Annotated in this window: 18 protein-coding genes; 4 read left to right on the top strand and 14 right to left on the bottom strand. The window is 62.8% G+C overall.

Annotated elements, in window-relative coordinates; all coding sequences use genetic code 11:
• The 3 genes from ACN2XU_RS17285 to ACN2XU_RS17275 form a co-directional block, all read right to left on the bottom strand.
• Positions 1–737 (bottom strand): elongation factor Tu (locus tag ACN2XU_RS17285; RefSeq protein ID WP_419411703.1); only part of this gene is annotated, 737 nt, incomplete at its 3' end.
• 91 nt (positions 738–828) lie between these two features.
• Positions 829–1,365, bottom strand: coding sequence for a hypothetical protein (locus tag ACN2XU_RS17280; protein WP_419411702.1), 537 nt, complete (start codon positions 1,363–1,365; stop codon positions 829–831).
• Between the two features lie 70 nt (positions 1,366–1,435).
• On the bottom strand, positions 1,436–2,014 hold the full coding sequence (locus tag ACN2XU_RS17275; RefSeq protein WP_419411701.1) for a hypothetical protein: 579 nt from the start codon (positions 2,012–2,014) through the stop codon (positions 1,436–1,438).
• A 161-nt stretch (positions 2,015–2,175) separates the two neighbouring features.
• Between ACN2XU_RS17275 and ACN2XU_RS17270 the strand changes: the two genes are divergently transcribed.
• Complete coding sequence (locus ACN2XU_RS17270; protein WP_419411700.1) at positions 2,176–3,477, top strand: cytochrome P450; 1,302 nt, start codon at positions 2,176–2,178, stop codon at positions 3,475–3,477.
• 64 nt (positions 3,478–3,541) lie between these two features.
• Here the strand turns inward: ACN2XU_RS17270 and ACN2XU_RS17265 are convergent, their stop codons facing one another.
• The 7 genes from ACN2XU_RS17265 to ACN2XU_RS17235 all read right to left on the bottom strand — a co-directional run bounded on the left by ACN2XU_RS17265 (position 3,542) and on the right by ACN2XU_RS17235 (position 10,046).
• Positions 3,542–4,642: an SPFH domain-containing protein gene (locus ACN2XU_RS17265; RefSeq protein WP_419411699.1), complete on the bottom strand. Its 1,101-nt coding sequence runs from the start codon at positions 4,640–4,642 to the stop codon at positions 3,542–3,544.
• 107 nt (positions 4,643–4,749) lie between these two features.
• A complete protein-coding gene (locus tag ACN2XU_RS17260) occupies positions 4,750–5,718 on the bottom strand; it encodes a DUF2927 domain-containing protein (protein ID WP_419411711.1) in 969 nt (322 codons plus the stop codon).
• Between the two features lie 8 nt (positions 5,719–5,726).
• Positions 5,727–6,926 carry a toxic anion resistance protein gene (locus ACN2XU_RS17255; protein ID WP_419411698.1) on the bottom strand — a complete coding sequence of 400 codons (1,200 nt, stop codon included), beginning with the start codon at positions 6,924–6,926 and terminating at the stop codon, positions 5,727–5,729.
• A 36-nt stretch (positions 6,927–6,962) separates the two neighbouring features.
• The gene (locus tag ACN2XU_RS17250) at positions 6,963–7,850 is read right to left on the bottom strand and encodes a 5-bromo-4-chloroindolyl phosphate hydrolysis family protein (RefSeq protein ID WP_419411697.1); all 888 of its coding nucleotides are present in this window, start codon (positions 7,848–7,850) and stop codon (positions 6,963–6,965) included.
• A 174-nt stretch (positions 7,851–8,024) separates the two neighbouring features.
• On the bottom strand, positions 8,025–8,855 hold the full coding sequence (locus tag ACN2XU_RS17245) for a hypothetical protein (RefSeq protein WP_419411696.1): 831 nt from the start codon (positions 8,853–8,855) through the stop codon (positions 8,025–8,027).
• Between the two features lie 20 nt (positions 8,856–8,875).
• Positions 8,876–9,067, bottom strand: coding sequence for a hypothetical protein (locus ACN2XU_RS17240; RefSeq protein ID WP_419411695.1), 192 nt, complete (start codon positions 9,065–9,067; stop codon positions 8,876–8,878).
• Between the two features lie 94 nt (positions 9,068–9,161).
• The gene (locus ACN2XU_RS17235; protein ID WP_419411694.1) at positions 9,162–10,046 is read right to left on the bottom strand and encodes a pseudouridine synthase; all 885 of its coding nucleotides are present in this window, start codon (positions 10,044–10,046) and stop codon (positions 9,162–9,164) included.
• 79 nt (positions 10,047–10,125) lie between these two features.
• On the opposite strand from ACN2XU_RS17235, the gene ACN2XU_RS17230 reads away from it, so the two are divergent.
• Both ACN2XU_RS17230 and ACN2XU_RS17225 read left to right on the top strand, forming a co-directional pair.
• Positions 10,126–10,575 (top strand): nucleoside deaminase, encoded by a 450-nt coding sequence (locus ACN2XU_RS17230; protein ID WP_419411710.1) that lies wholly within the window; start codon positions 10,126–10,128, stop codon positions 10,573–10,575.
• A 1-nt stretch (position 10,576) separates the two neighbouring features.
• The gene (locus tag ACN2XU_RS17225; protein ID WP_419411693.1) at positions 10,577–11,131 is read left to right on the top strand and encodes a pseudouridine synthase; all 555 of its coding nucleotides are present in this window, start codon (positions 10,577–10,579) and stop codon (positions 11,129–11,131) included.
• Between the two features lie 9 nt (positions 11,132–11,140).
• On the opposite strand, the gene ACN2XU_RS17220 is transcribed toward ACN2XU_RS17225, so the two are convergent.
• The 4 genes from ACN2XU_RS17220 to ACN2XU_RS17205 form a co-directional block, all read right to left on the bottom strand.
• Positions 11,141–11,716: a cob(I)yrinic acid a,c-diamide adenosyltransferase gene (locus ACN2XU_RS17220; RefSeq protein ID WP_419411692.1), complete on the bottom strand. Its 576-nt coding sequence runs from the start codon at positions 11,714–11,716 to the stop codon at positions 11,141–11,143.
• 4 nt (positions 11,717–11,720) lie between these two features.
• Positions 11,721–11,924, bottom strand: a complete 204-nt coding sequence (locus ACN2XU_RS17215; RefSeq protein ID WP_419411691.1) for a twin transmembrane helix small protein — start codon at positions 11,922–11,924, stop codon at positions 11,721–11,723.
• 75 nt (positions 11,925–11,999) lie between these two features.
• On the bottom strand, positions 12,000–12,833 hold the full coding sequence (locus ACN2XU_RS17210) for an SDR family NAD(P)-dependent oxidoreductase (RefSeq protein ID WP_419411690.1): 834 nt from the start codon (positions 12,831–12,833) through the stop codon (positions 12,000–12,002).
• Positions 12,834–12,871: 38 nt separating this feature from the next.
• Entirely contained in the window at positions 12,872–13,483 is a 612-nt protein-coding gene (locus tag ACN2XU_RS17205) for an SH3 domain-containing protein (RefSeq protein WP_419411689.1), read from the bottom strand.
• A gap of 175 nt (positions 13,484–13,658) precedes the next feature.
• Between ACN2XU_RS17205 and ACN2XU_RS17200 the strand changes: the two genes are divergently transcribed.
• Positions 13,659–16,079 carry a DNA topoisomerase IV subunit A gene (locus ACN2XU_RS17200; protein WP_419411688.1) on the top strand — a complete coding sequence of 807 codons (2,421 nt, stop codon included), beginning with the start codon at positions 13,659–13,661 and terminating at the stop codon, positions 16,077–16,079.
• The last annotated feature ends 71 nt before the right edge of the window (positions 16,080–16,150 follow it).

Genomic DNA, 16,150 nt, shown 5'->3' with positions numbered 1-16,150 from the left:
TGGATCCCCACGATCTCGATCGAATCGCCCACGTTGATCACGCCACGCTCGACACGGCCGGTCACAACCGTACCACGGCCGGAAATCGAGAACACGTCTTCGATCGGCATCAGGAACGGCTGGTCAATCGCGCGCTCGGGCTGCGGGATGTACTCGTCCACGGCCGCCATCAGCTCGCGGATCTTGTTCTCGCCGATTTCCGGATCACGGCCTTCCATCGCCGCCAGCGCGGAGCCCGCGATGATCGGAATGTCGTCGCCCGGGAAGTCGTACTCGGACAGCAGCTCGCGGATTTCCATTTCCACCAGCTCGAGCAGCTCTTCGTCGTCGACCTGGTCAACCTTGTTCATGAACACAACCATGGCGGGGATACCCACCTGGCGGCCGAGCAGGATGTGCTCGCGGGTCTGCGGCATCGGGCCGTCAGCAGCGTTCACAACCAGGATCGCGCCGTCCATCTGGGCCGCACCGGTGATCATGTTCTTGACGTAGTCCGCGTGGCCGGGGCAGTCGACGTGCGCATAGTGACGCGCCTCGGTCTCGTACTCCACGTGCGCAGTCGAGATCGTGATGCCACGGGCTTTCTCTTCCGGCGCGCCGTCGATCTGATCGTAGGCTTTGAAGTCACCGAAATACTTCGTAATCGCCGCCGTCAGCGTCGTCTTGCCGTGGTCAACGTGACCAATCGTGCCGATGTTGCAGTGCGGCTTGCCGCGTTCAAACTTTTCCTTTGCCATCTCTTCAGACGCCTCACGGTTTTGGGGGCCACACGAGAGCCCGAGGTTGCATCGCGCGCCGTTTATTGGCTTGAGCGCGGAAAATCAAGGGTCAGTTGCTCACCACCTTCAACGGCTCTTTACCCAGCAGACGCTTGCGCACCGCCTTGGCGAATCCGGAGACGGTGAACCGGTAATCGTCTTCCGCCTTCGGCGTCATCATCGCGCCGACGAGCCCACCAAGACGGAGCTGCTCAGAGGCGGTCGTGATCTCCGTCGGAGCAAGCACAACCGCCCCATCCGCACCCCGCGCCGAGACCGTCGCCTTGATGGTGCTGTTGCCGCCGATGAACGCGGCCTGCCCCGGCGAGACCAGCGCCACATTGGTCACAACCACCGAAACATCGGTGTTGCCCGAAGGCATCGGCTGCAACTGCAGTGCGAGCGCGTCCTGCATGTCCGCCTTCAAACGATCGGGCGAAATGCTTAGAGAGCGGCCCTTGAGGCCTTTGTACTGGCTGACGTCCACTGCGACCGTCCGCACTGTGATTTGCTGCTGCATCGCTTCATCAACAAGCGGTGCCGCGCAAGCGGACAGGGTAAGGGCGGCGAGGCCGAGAATCGCGGTGCGGCGGGTAAATCGGGACATGAAGACTTCCTGGGGTCAGTGCATAGAAAACGCGCGGACCTAAGAGAAGAATACCCACCCTGTCAAGACATCAAGCGTCTGTATCCAAACCATTTTCCGCCACCTGGGGCGCCACGGCCTCTTCGGGTTCCTCCGGCAGACCGCCAAACCAACCCTGCGATTCCTGCTGCTCGCGCATCCACTTCTCGACCAGAAGCGCCGCCTCCTGTGCAAGACCGCGCATCTGCGCCGCCTTGTCCTTCGATAGCCGCGATTCGAAAACCTTGATCACATGGATCATCTTCGGCTTGGCGTTCAGCTTGGCCTGAGTGGAATCCTGCCAGATCGTCACATTCAACGCCAGCGCCGACTTGCCCGGCACGATCGGCGGCGGCAGCGAGTAGGCCTCGACGCTGACACCGATGTGATAGAATTGATCGCCAGCATACCGCCGGAAGCGCTCCTCGAAGGCCTCATCGACCACCGTCGTCCACTCCTCCGCCGTGGCCTCGCGCGAGACAAGCAGCTGCTGCAGTTGCGGCGCAACCACTTCGGAATGCCCCAATTTGAAGTTCCCCAGAGCCACCGCCGGTTTCGACAGGTCGACTGGCGTTTCAGAACAGGCGGCAAGCCCAAGCATCAAAGCGAAAACGGCAAAACGTCGGATCATTCCATCCCCCAAAAGACCATTCCGGACAGTTAACGCGGAAATCCACCAAACTGCAATCAACCGCCTTTGCCAGCGCCCGCCACAGGCCTATCTTCCCTTTTATGAACATCCATGATCCAGCCCCCGCCCTTCCCGTCCGCGTCCCGCTGGTTACGCGGCCCATGGGCCTTTGGGAAAGCCTGCAGGCCACGCGCCGCAACGTCCTGTCGATCATTCCAGAAGTCGCGACCCGGCAACCGATCCTGTCGGGCAAGACCGGCAAACGATGGCACATGCTCATGGACCCGGATGGCATCCGGCAGGTGCTGCTCGAAAAGCTGGATCAGTACCCCAAATCCGTGGTGACCAAAAACCTGCTTCGCCCCGCCATCGGCGAATCGCTCTTTATCGCGGAGGGCGCGGATTGGCGCTGGCAACGGCGCACCGCCGCGCCGGCGTTCTCGCACCGCAACGTGATGAACCTGGCGCCGATCATGTCCGCCGCTTCTCAACGCTCGGTCGATCGCATCCGGCAAACCGGGCCGAAAGCGATCAACCTCCTCGACGAAATGGTCAGCCTGACTTTTGACGTGATCTCCGACGTGACCTTTTCCGGCGATGAAGGCTTTGACCGGAATGCGGTACACGGCGCCATCGACGACTATATCTCGGAGGCGGGCAAGATATCGCTTTTTGACCTTCTGGGGTTCCCGGATTGGGTTCCACGCCCCGGGCGCGTCTTTTCCGCCGGGGCCGTCAACCAGATGAAATCCGTTGCGGACAAGTCCATCGAGAATCGCTCAAGGCGCGCCCCGGACGGCGTGCCCGACCTTCTCGACCTGCTGCTCGCCGGGGAAGATCCCGAAACCAAGCGCAAGATGAACACTGCGGAGCTGCGCGACAACCTGCTGACCTTCATCGTCGCTGGGCACGAGACCACGGCCCTGACGCTGTCATGGTCGCTCTACCTGCTGGCCTTCGACCCCGCCGTGCAGGAGCGCGCCCGCGAAGAAATACAATCGGTGGTCATGGACCGTACCGCGACCGGCGAGGACGTCGCCCGCCTGCCCTACATCCGCGCCATCGTGGACGAGGCGCTGCGGCTCTATCCCCCTGCCGGAATGGTTTCGCGCACGGCTTTGGCCAATGACACGCTCTGCGGACGCGAGATTCGCGCAGGCGACACGGTGATCCTGCCGATCTACGCACTGCATCGCAATCACCTGCTCTGGGACGAGCCGGACGCCTTCCGCCCGTCCCGCTGGGCCGCGGGCAAGCCAGACCGCTACAGCTATTTGCCCTTTGGCGATGGACCGCGGATCTGCATCGGCGCGTCCTTCGCCATTCAGGAGGCGGTGATCGTGCTCGCCACCCTGCTTGCCAACTTCCGCTTCACCGCCGTTAAAGGCCGCAACCCCGAACCGGTGATGATCCTGACGCTTCGCCCCGAAGGCGGCGTCTGGCTCGAAGCGGACCCTCTTTAGACAAACCGCCGCCACAACGAAAAACGCCGGACCATTCGGCCCGGCGTATCGCAGTCTTCGAACGTTATGCTGGCGGCGGAGGCGGAGGCATCACCGTAAACAACTGCGCCAGCTCGGGAACGTCCTCGGCCAGCTTCCAGCCGTCCTGCCCCTGCGTCCAGACATGCGTTGCGCGCTTGAGCTCTCCGGTGGACACCATACGCCCAAGAGCGGCCTTGGAAAACGGACCCTTGGTCTGGCCGTTCTCCGCGATGTGCCAGACATGCTCGACTGGCGGCGGCGGAGGCACAGCGGCTCCTGCGCCGGCGGAGGACGGCGCCATGGCCGCGCCCATCTGCTGCCCCATCTGCATCCCCATGGCGGCGCCCATGCCCATGCCCATGCCTTCGCTCATGCCGCCCCCGGCGGACATGGCATCTGCGGCCTTGTACTTCATGTAATCGTCGAGGTTGCCGGTGATGCCCCGGCTGGTGCGCTCGTCCAGAGCCTTTTCCACCGCCGGTGGCAGGCTGATGTTCTCGATATACAGCTCCGGCAAGGTCAGGCCATATCCTGCGATCACCGGATCAATCGCCTGCGCAATCAGCTTGCCCACCTCGGAGGTGTTTGCCGCCATGTCGAGCACCGGAATGCCGCTCTTGGCAATCGCGCCCGAGAACTCCTGAACGATGATATTGCGGATCTGGCTGCTGATCTCATCCATGGTGAATTCACCATCGGTGCCGACAATCTCACGCATGAACAGTGCAGGGTCCGCGACCTTGATGGTATAGGTGCCAAAGGCCCGGATACGCGTTGGCCCGAACTCTGGATCGCGCAGCATGATCGGATTCTTGGTGCCCCACTTGAGGTCCGTAAACCGGTTGGTGCTGACGAAATAGACCTCGGACTTGAACGGCGACTTGAAGCCGTGGTCCCAGTGCTGGAGGCTCGTCATGATCGGCATGTTGTTGGTTTCGAGCATATAAAGGCCCGGCGTGAACACATCCGCCAATTGCCCTTCATGCACGAACACCGCCGCCTGGCTTTCCCGAACGGTCAGCTTGGCGCCATATTTGATCTCGTGGCCCTGCCGCTCGAACCGATACACCATCGTGTCGCGCGTGTCGTCGGTCCATTCGATGACGTCGATAAACTGACCTGAAAGAAAATCCAGAATACCCATGCTTTTGTCCTCTCTCTTCGCGCCTTGCGGCGCTCTTGCCCTGCACCTGCGCCCCTTGCTCACCTATATGTGAGCGCACAGCTCCGGGTTCAATTGCCCCTGCTTCGTCAACTCGATCCGCCGATCAACGCCGCCGCCTTGCGCCGCACGATGGGCGCGGCCCGTTCGGCGCTCATGCCGGGTGTCAGCTCCGGATCGTAGAGGATCTTCAAGAGCATCTCGTCATGCCGTGTCAGCAATGCGAACTCGTCGTCATCGTTGAAGATCGACGGGCGCGCGCGCGGACTGTCATTGCCCAAGCCAAGCCCCTGCGCCACTTCCTCGTGGATGCAAGAGCGGCGCAGCAGGTCCGGGTGCTCCGTGCGGATCACCGCAATCGCCTCGCCGTAGGCGAACCCGTTCGGCTCGTCGGAAAAGGCAATCACGAGGCAGTGAATCGAGCGCGGCAGATTGTCGAACAAATCGAGCGACGCCGGGTTCACATCCGGAACCAGCGCCTTGATGCGGGGCTTGATCTGCGCCTTGTCGTCCTCCGACATGAACAGAACGTGGAAATTCGCGCCCGCCGGATTCATCGAAATCGGATGGCCGGTGATCCGGCTCAGCTTTTGCGCATACTCCGTCAGCCAGCGGCGATCCTCCGCGATCTGATCCTTCGGCACACGCGCGCCGAACTCCACCGCCATGCGGATCGGTTTGACCCACTTCTTGATCCCGCCAAGATCCCCGCGCGAGGGCGTCAGCCCCGCGCCACGCTCATATTCCTCCGCCAGTGCAATGCGCTCGAAATTCCGCGCCAGCATGGTGTCGGTGAACTGCGTATCCGGCCCGCCACCGTCGGTGCGCAGCAGCCCGCGCACCAGCAGATCGGCCTGAATGCGCGCATAATACTGCTGCAGCGAAACACTCGCCGCCGACGGCTGGACCCCTGCGGTTTGCGGCTTGGTGCCTACTCCCGCGGGGCGTTCTTGCGGTTTCACATCGGTCTGACGCGGCGCGAGCGCGGTGCTGTCGCAGGCCGCAAGACCCACGAGCGCAACGCCGGCGGCCAGCGCCGCCCATATGCCACCCCGCATCGTCACGATCAGCTCGCCGGAACGGCCGTGCCGGCGTTATCGCCCACACCGTCCTTGCACGCCTTGGCGCTGGCCAGCGTGTCACGCAGCTCGGCTTCCATCTTCTTGAGCTCGGTTTCCGCCTCGGCCCGGCGCTTCTTGCCCTCATCGGCAATCTGCAGCGATTCCTGGATCGTGCCGATCAGGTCCGCGTTGGCCTGCTTGACCGCTTCGATATCGAACACGCCGCGTTCCATCTCTTCACGGATCATCTTGTTGGAATCCCTCAGGTTCTTGGCGTTCGAGGTCAAAAGCTCATTGGTCAGGTCGTTGGCATCGCGCACGGCGGCGGCGGCCTCGGCGCTGCGCTGGATGGTGACCGCCTGAGCCAACTGCGTCTCCCACAGCGGCACGGTGTTCACCAGTGTCGAATTGATCTTGGTGACCAGAGACTTGTCGTTCTCCTGCACCAGCCGGATCGAAGGCAGCGACTGCATCGTCACCTGGCGTGTAAGTTTCAGATCATGCACCCGGCGTTCCAGATCGTCCCGCGCGGCGCGCAGATCACGCAACTCCTGCGCCTTGATCATCTGATCGCCCTCGGGCGCCGCCTGAACCTCGGCCTCCTTGGCCGGAATGTCCTTGCTGTCCAGCTCATTCAGCTTTTCCTGACCGGCCGCGATATAAAGCGCCAGCTCATCATAAAACTGCAGCGTCTTTTCATAGAGCAGATCGAGGGACTTGATGTCCTTGAGCAGCTTGTGCTCATGCTCCAGAAGGTTGTCCGTGACCTTGTCGATCTGCTCCTGCACCTCTTCAAAGCGTGCGGTGAACTTGGCGAAGGGCGCGGCGCGGCCAATCAGCTTCTCCCACCAGCTGCGCTCGCGTCGCACATCCAGCTCGGAGACCGAAAAGCCGCGAATGGTTGTCACGATGCCGCGCAGGCTGTCACCCGCCGGGCCGATGTCCTTGTTGCGCACATCGGTCAGCATCGCCTGGGAAATTTCCTGCAATTCGGCCTGCGCCGCCGAGCCGAAAGACACGATGGAATTGGTGTCGCTCATGTCGATCTCGTCCATCCGCGTGCGGATTTCCTCACCCACATCGGCGGTGGCGTCGTTGAGCGGCACAACCGCGTTGGCATCCGCAGGCTCCGGCAGGACCACGGCGTTGATTTCTTCCACCTCGGCCAGAGCGGCAGTGGCCTTTTGACGAACATTTTCGGACATGCGGTCCCCCATGCGTTAATAAATCTTCCGCCCCGGTCAGAGACGAACACCTTCGCGCTGCAAACGATCCCGCAGCACATCAATTTCCACCGTCAGATCGGCGTTGTTATCCAGGAGCAGCTTTGCTGTCTTCTTGGTGAAACTCTCTTCAAGGTCGGTCAGCAGCATCATGAATTGCGATTTCGCCCCGCGATCCTGGGTGCGCGCATAGACATCGGCGAATTTCACCGCCGCGTCCCGCGCGCCCATCAGGTACACACCAAGAAACTTGCGCGCCGCGCTGAGATCGCGCGGGTCTTCCTCGACTGTCCGGATCATCTCGCGCACCTTGATCTGCAGCCGTTCCACACGGGCTTCCACCTGCCGGTCCCCGGCGCGCCGGATTGCGTCGCTCATGGCGTTCAGATGGTTTTCGGCCTCATCGACAACGCGGGCCACGCGATCCTGCTGGAAGGTGTCGATTCCTTCCATGCCCTTGTCTTTCAAGGGATCAATACCGAAAGCGCCGATGTGCAGCGCCGTAGCGGCAAGACCGAAGATCACCGGCGCGATCACGCCCGGTTCATTCATGAACGACGCGATGCCCGCGCCGATTCCGCAAAACAAAGCCGCAAAGATCTTGCGTGGAATGCCCGGACGCCGCGACACACGCCGCTCGTCATAGGCCGCCTGTGCCCGCAACCCGTCTCGCAACAACCACGCCCCGAGCAGTAAGGCTCCCGCGCCCACCAATCCCGTGGCAAGGCCAATCGCGCCATCATTGAGCGAAAACGCCGCCAGAACGACCGGCGGGACAAACAACACGTTTGACCGTGCGCCCACCGGATCCACCTTCGCGCCTTTGTAGGCGGACGGTTCAGGACGGTCGTCCGGCTGAACGGTGCTCCCGTCAGGGCTGTATTTTCCGCCAAATTTCCGGGCCATCGCTAAAGCCCTCCGAGCCAGCCGGTGACCACTCCAAAGAGGAGTATGATCAAGAGAACATAAGTGATTTTCTGTAGGGCGGTTGTGGACATGAAACCCCCGTCCGGTGCAACGTCATCGAAAACTTAAGGGCAAAATGCTGCACTTGCTAGGGGGAACCCGGCAAACTCTTTCTCAGGCGGCGTTTTCCTGCGGCATCCGACCCAGAAGCATGTCCGCTTCCATATCGAATGCGTCACGGCCCGATTTCACGCCGCTGCGGCGGGCACGCTCTTCGAAGCTGTCGGCGAGCACCTTCAACTTGGCAATGTAACGGCGGCGCGCGAAATTCTGGTTTTCCCCGCCACGGTTCTCTTCCAACCGACCGATCTCCGTGCTCAGAATCTCGATAAACTTGTCGACAGGTTTGTTCATCCGGCGCAGATCCTGACGGCTGCCTGACATGGCCTTCACCACCCGGCACGCCATGTTGCGGGCCGCATCCGTCTTCAGCGTCAGCTCCGCATCACCCAGAACAGCCACCCGCTCTGACAGCTCGATCAGCGTGTCATTGACCAGCTCGACATAGTCAGCCGCCTCCAGCCGGGCGAGAACCTCCGGGTTGTCCAACCCCTTGTCACACATCGGATCGACACCAAAGGCCGCCACCGCGAGACCGAATGCGAATAAGCCGAGCAGCAGCGGAAAGACCAGCGCGTTGAATTGCATACCGGCTAGGATCATCACCATGACCCCGATAAGCAGGCAGCCCAGCACCTTGCGCGGCACCCTCGGGCGATAGGCAACCTCGGCCTGATCATACTCAAGCTGCAGCCTGTGTCCGGTGGAAATGAGGCGCAGCGCAAAGCCGAACAGCACGACTTCGAGAACTGCGATCACTGTGTTGTGCACCGAGTTCTGGAACAGCCAAAGCACCATTGGAAAGGCGGCCAGGAAAAGCACGTTCAAACCGGGATCGACATTCCCGGTGCGTTTCAATCGCATCTTGTCAAGCAGCGTATGCATTCCCGTCACCCCCACGGTCGTCATAGATAGCTGAGCGCGAAGATCATGATCCAAAGCGCGACAAAAGACAGGCGCGGAATCAGGTCACCTGTCCGTCGCGCGCGCAGCGTGGCATGGGCCAGGGTGCGATATGTGTCCTTCGCGGCCATTCGCAATCCGGTCAGAGCCAGAAAGGTGGATACCGCAAGAATCGCAAGGGTCAGGAGCGTCATCATCATGCAACCAAGGTGGTCGCGAATCCGGGCGAAAAGGGGGCATCACTCGGGAAATTCAAGGAATAGTTAAGAAGTGGTTACCGCCCCACTGCTATGATTTACCTCGTTTCGGCGCCATACGGCGCGGTGGTTTTCCGCCCGCGCCGGGCTTCGGTCCGGACTTTGCAGTCGGCTTGCCACCCGGTCTCTTGCCTCCCGGGCGAGGCTTGGGCTTGGCGGTGCCCTCCGGGTTGCCGAGTTCCAGCCCAAGCTGATCGCGCATCACCTTGCGCCGCACCTCTTCCACGGCACCCTGCTTGAGCGGGCCAAGCTGAAACGGGCCATAACTGATCCGGATCAGCCGGTTCACCGTCAGGCCGATGTCCGTCATGGCACGGCGGATCTCCCGGTTCTTGCCCTCGCGCAGACCCACGGTCAGCCAGGCATTCGCCCCTTGCTGACGGTCGATGCCAACGATCATCGGCTGGAACCGCTGGCCGTCCACCTCGATCCCCTTGCGCAACGGTTCGAGCATCTCGTCGGTCGGCCGCCCGTTCACCCGGACGCGATAGCGCCGCAGCCAGCCCGTCGAGGGCAGCTCCAGCTTGCGCTTGATCCCGCCGTCATTGGTCAGCAGCAGCAACCCTTCGGAGTTCAGATCGAGCCGCCCGACGCTCATCACACGGGGCAGATCCTCCGGCAGATCATCGAAAATCGTCCGGCGCCCCTGCTCATCCTTTGTCGTCGTCACAAGGCCCGCAGGCTTGTGGTACAGCCACAGCTTCGGCTCTTCCGGCGCGGCGAGCGGCTTGCCGTTGACCTCGATCCGGTCCTTGTCCGTGACATTCAGCGCCGGGCTGTCGATGACGGCGCCATTGACCGACACCTTACCCTCCGCGATCAGACGCTCGGCTTCGCGGCGCGAGGCGACCCCGGCGCGGGAGATGACTTTGGCGATACGGTCGCCGGGCGGGGTTTGATCGGGTTTGTCTGACATGCCGCTCCTCTACAGCGTTTCGCGCGCCTGTCAAAGCACCTCGCTTCCCCCTGCCGAAATTCGCCTGTATCAGGGCACCATGACATTCACCTCGCATATGGACCGCGCCCTCGCGCAGGCCCGCGCCGCCGCCACGCGCGGCGAAGTGCCGGTTGGAGCCGTCGTCGTCTCCTCCGGCGGCACGGTCATCGCCGAGGCGGGCAATCGCACGCGCGAGCTGAACGACCCCACCGCTCACGCGGAAATCCTCGCCATCCGCACCGCCTGCGACACACTCGGCCAGGAGCGCCTCCCGGATCACGACCTCTATGTCACACTGGAGCCCTGCCCGATGTGCGCCGCGGCGATCAGCTTTGCCCGCATCCGGCGGCTCTACTACGGCGCGGCTGATCCGAAATCCGGCGGCGTCAGCACCGGCGCGCGCGTGTTTTCCCACCCGCAATGCCACCACGCGCCCGAGATCTACGACGGCTTGTCCGAAACAGAAGCCGCCACGCTGCTGCGCGACTTCTTCGAAGCAAGGCGCTGAGATGTCCCGCGTCATCGTGTTCAACAAGCCCTACGGCGTCCTTTCGCAGTTCACCGACAAGGGCACCGAGGGCAGCCCCCGCCTCACCCTTTCGGACTATATCGACCTCAAAGGCGTCTACCCCGCCGGGCGACTGGATCGCGACAGCGAGGGGCTGATGGTGCTGACCGACGATGGCCGCCTGCAAGCGCGCATCGCCTCGCCGAAATTCCGCAAGCCGAAGAGCTATCTCGTGATGGTCGAAGGCACGCCAACGCCCGAACAGATCGAACAGCTGCGCCGCGGCGTCACGCTCAAGGATGGCCCGACGCGCCCTGCGCGCTGCGACCTCATCGACGCCCCGGACCTGTGGGAGCGCGATCCGCCGGTGCGCTATCGCAAATCTGTACCAGATGCCTGGCTCCGACTGACGATCACCGAAGGGCGCAACCGTCAGGTGCGCCGCATGACCGCTCATGTGGGGCTGCCGTGCCTGCGCCTCGTGCGCTGGTCGGTCGGAGACTGGAGCCTGGACGGGCTTGCGCCCGGGACCTGGCGGCTTGCGCCGGGGGGTTGAGCCCGCGCTTTACTCTCGCGTCGCGCCCGGCACCCAGAGCACATCTGCGCGGCCATCGTCATTGGCGATGCGCGCCGCGACAAAGAACCAGTCAGACAGGCGATTGAGATATTTCACCGCGTCCGGGTTCACGTCGTCGACGGAGGCCAGCTGCACCGCCAGACGCTCTGCCCGCCGCGCCACCGTGCGGCACAGGTGCAGATGCGCCGAAAGCGCCGAACCACCGGGCAGGATGAAGCTGCGCAGCGGCTCCAACCGGGCGTTCATCGCGTCGATTTCGCGCTCAAGCCGGTCAACCTGCGAGGCCACCATACGCAGCGGCGGGTATTCGGACTGCGCGTCCTTGTCCCGATCCGGGCGGCACAGGTCCGCGCCAAGGTCGAAGAGATCGTTCTGAATCCGGCTCAACGCTGTATCCGTCTCTCCGTCCGCATGCAGCCGCGCCATGCCAAGGCAGGCGTTCAGCTCGTCCGAGGTACCATATGCTTCGACCCTTGGGTCAAATTTCGGCACGCGGTTGCCATTGCCCAGCGCGGTGTCGCCCTTGTCGCCGGTGCGGGTGTAGATCTTGCTCAGTACAACCATGTCTTCACGCCCCGCGCCGAATCCACACAAACAGAAGGATCAGCAGCACCGCCACGAATTGGGCTGCGATCCGCAGGCGCATGGCCTTGTTCGCGTATTTGCGATTGAATGCGCCGCCCTTGGCAAAAGAGCCGATGCCAAACAGCAGCACGCCGACCACGAACAGCATGGCCACGGCGACGACGATGAAGAGAGGGTCATTGAACACGGCGGTTCTCCTGAAAGCTTGGCTCACACATAGCGGGGATTCGCCGGAAAGCGAACCCGGATGCGACGAGGCGCCTCAGCGCCCCTTGCCCATCAACCAATCCAGCCCGTTCGTGGACAGCAGACGCCGGGCAATGCCGGAGATATAGGTCGGCATGGTGATATAATATCGCGGTCGCGGGCGCTTGGCTTCGCAGGCGTGGATCAGCTTGCGGCATACGGCAGAAGGCGGCAGCTCGAACGTATCCCTGCCCCGATCCTCATACAGGCGTTTGAGCAGACGCGCTTCGTAATCGGGTTTTCGGGCCGACGCGCGCCAATCGATCCAGCGTTCGAAATGCTCGATGGAATTGATCCGGATCTTCGACGTGATCGGCCCGGTGTTCAGCGTCACGAACCGGATGCCCGTGCCCGCCATTTCCAGCCGCCAGGTATCCACCATGCCTTCGGTCGCATATTTCGTGGCATTGTATGCACCCCGCCACGGCTGAGAGACGAGGCCAAGCACAGACGAGTGATAAATGATCCGCCCCTGCCCCTGCGCGCGCATCACCGGAATCACCGCCTGCGTCAGCGTGTGCCAGCCAAAAACGTTTGCCTCGAAGATGGCGCGCAGCGCCCCCGCTGGCAGATCCTCCATCGCACCGGGGATGGCGTGGGCGCCATTGTTGAACAGTACGTCGAGCGTGCCGCCCGTCGCCGTCAGCACCTCTGTGAGACCCGCCGCGATAGACTCCGGCTCGGTATAGTCGATCCGCGGGCTTTCGAACCACTCATCGCGCAGCGCGGCGCAATCGCGCTCCTGCTTGCAGGACGCAAAGACGCGCCAGCCGCGCGCCTTCATGGTCCGCGCCGCCTCAAGGCCAATGCCAGAGGAACAGCCGGTGATCAGGATGGTTTTCTTGCTCATGCGGCGCCTTTAGCGCGGCCTGCCGCTCCGTGCAAAGCTCAGTTGGACGCCACGAGAAAATTACCGGACATCCAGCCGATCTCATTATTGCCCGCCATCGCCCGCAGCTTGACCCAGCCGGTGCCATCGTCGCGCATCACTTCGACTTCTTCACCTTCGAACAACTGCGTGACCACGTCGAACGTCGTGCCGGGGCCGCTGCGCAGATTGACGACACCGCCGCGCACCCGGCGGTAATCTATGCTCGACGCGACGCGCGTGACCGCCTCGCTGACCGGGGCCATTGCCGTATCGCGCAGGGTCGTGACAATGAGCTGCACGGTTTCGTCGTCCCCGGCGGTGTCCGGCTCGCCCGGCGCAACCCGCGACAGGTCCAGCGAAAGGTTGGACACATCAGCCAGCCCTGCCGTGCCCATTCCCGCCGTGCGGGTCACTTCCGGCTCCGGGCGAGCCATGATCTCGGACACCGGTGCGGAGCGGGTGATAACCTGGGCCACGCGCTCTGTCCGCGCCGGGGCGGCTTCTTCGAATGTGGTGGGGGGCGCAAGGAAGGCGACAGATTGCGTTCCGGGCTCATAGGCACTTCCGCCGGACAACTCGTACCATGCCCATCCAAGGACACCAAATGTCACAACCATCACACGATACATAAAAAACCATCCCCCATGAGCACCCCGGTCACTCACACAACCGCAAAAAGAACGCGTTGTTCCCTGATCTTAACAGATTCCTTAACGCGCAATAAGTGAAAAAGCCGGAAAATTTCCCCGCCGTGCCTCTTTACCCTGCTTTACCGCCCGATGTGCCGCCTGTAATACCACGGCTATGGATGATGATACGATCGACCCCAACATGGACCGCCAACCTATCGAACGCCTGACCAAGGCGATCGGTGAGCGGTACCTGACCTATGCGCTGTCGACGATCATGCACCGGGCGCTGCCCGATGCCCGCGACGGGCTGAAACCTGTGCATCGCCGCATCCTTTACGCCATGCGTCGCCTGCGCCTGTCTTCCTCGGGTGGTTTCCTGAAATCCGCGAAGATTTCCGGCGATACGATGGGGGATTTCCACCCCCACGGCGACGCCGCGATCTATGACGCCATGGCCCGGCTCGCGCAGGACTTCACCATCCGCTACCCGCTGGTCGATGGTCAGGGCAACTTCGGCAATATCGACGGCGACAACCCCGCCGCCAGCCGCTACACCGAAGCGCGCATGACCGTGATGTCCGAGGCGTTGCTCGACGGGCTGGACGAGAACGCCGTCGACTTCCGGGACAACTACGACGGACGCCTGCAGGAACCCGCGGTCCTGCCCGCGTCCTACCCCAACCTCCTGGCGAATGGCTCTTCCGGGATCGCCGTCGGCATGGCCACCAACATCCCGCCGCACAACATCGGCGAGTTGATCGAGGCCTGCCTGCACCTGATCAAATCGCCGGACGCGCGCGACGAAACGCTGCTGCAATACGTGCCGGGTCCGGACTTTCCCACCGGCGGCATCATCGTCGAACCCCCCGAAAACATCGCCCAGGCCTATGCCACCGGGCGCGGCTCCATTCGCCTGCGGGCGAAATGGGAGGTCGAGGACCTTGGCCGGGGCACATGGCAGGCGGTGGTCACCGAGATCCCCTATCAAGTCCAGAAATCCAAATTGGTCGAACGCATCGCCGAGCTGATCCAGACCAAGAAGGTGCCGATCCTCGCCGACGTGCGCGACGAGAGCGCCGAAGACATCCGCATGGTGCTGGAGCCGAAATCCAAGAACGTCGATCCCGACGTGCTGATGAACCTGCTGTTCCGCAATTCGGATCTCGAAACCCGGTTCTCGCTCAACATGAACGTGCTGATCGACGGGGTGACCCCGAAGGTCTGCTCGCTCAAGGAGGTGCTGCGCGCCTTCCTCGATTTCCGCCGCGACGTGCTCATCCGCCGCGCCAAGCACCGCATGGCGCAGATCGACAGCCGTCTGGAAAAGCTCGAAGGCTTCATCATCGCCTTCCTAAACCTCGACCGCGTGATCGACATCATCCGCTATGATGACGACCCCAAAGCCGCGCTGATGTACGAGGACTGGTCCAGGCCGCATCAGGACACCATTACCCGCGCCACGGACGAAAGCGATTACCGCTCGCCACTGGCCGGGGTCGACGTCAAATCGCTCGAACTGCGCGACGACGAAGACGCGATTGCCCGCGGTGTGCTGGCTGACGATGGCACGGATTCCAAGGTGCCCGCCCGCTACGTCGGCCGCTCCGAAGGCCTCTCGGACGTACAGGCGGAGGCGATCCTCAATATGCGCCTGCGCGCCCTGCGCCGCCTTGAGGAACTGGAGCTGATCCGTGAACGCGACGCGCTGATGGAAGAACGCGCCGGTCTCGAAGATCTGCTCGAGTCCGGCGAAATGCAGTGGAAGCGCATCGCCGAACAGCTGCGCGAGGTGCGCAAGGCCTTTGGCAAGGACTACGCCGGCGGCGCCCGCCGCACCCTGATCTCCGAAGCCGCCGAAGTCGAAGACGTGCCGCTCGAAGCGATGATCGAGCGCGAGCCGATCACCGTGGTCTGCTCGCAAATGGGCTGGATTCGCGCCATGACCGGCCACATCGACCTCACGCGCGAGCTGAAGTTCAAGGACGGCGACGGCCCGCGTTTCACCTTCCACGCGGAAACCACGGACCGGTTGCTGGTCTTCGGCTCCAATGGTCGCTTCTACACGATTTCCGCCGCCAACCTGCCCGGGGGGCGCGGCATGGGCGAGCCGGTGCGCATCATGGTCGACCTGCCGAACGAGGCGGAAATCGTTGATCTGTTCATCCACCGTCCCGATGGCAAACTGCTCGTGGCCTCTTCCGCCGGGGACGGCTTTGTCGTGCCGGAAAGCGAGGTCGTCGCCCAGACCCGCGCCGGCAAGCAGGTCATCAACGTGCGCGGCGATGTGAAGGCCAAAGTCTGCAAGACCGTGACCGGCAACGCCGTTGCCGTGGTCGGCGAGAACCGCAAGGTGCTGGTCTTCATGCTTGACGAGCTGCCTGAAATGGCGCGTGGCAAGGGCGTTCGACTGCAAAAATACAAGGACGGCGGCCTCTCGGACGCACGGACCTTCACGCTCGAAGAGGGGCTTTCGTGGCTCGACCCGGCGGGCCGCACCCGAACGGAAACCGGGCTTGAGGAATGGGTCGGCAAACGCGCCGGCACCGGCCGTATGGCGCCGCGCGGCTTCCCGCGGGACAACAAGTTCAACTGAGCGGTTTCGGATCGCTTTGCGATCCGACCGGCGCGTTTCCTGCGGAAACGCGCCTATTGGGACTCTGCCCC

The organism is Pacificoceanicola niger, assembly GCF_048553275.1.
Lineage (GTDB): Bacteria > Pseudomonadota > Alphaproteobacteria > Rhodobacterales > Rhodobacteraceae > Pacificoceanicola.
Note: the sequence above shows the minus strand (reverse complement) of the source record. Positions and strands in the feature narration are given on the sequence as shown.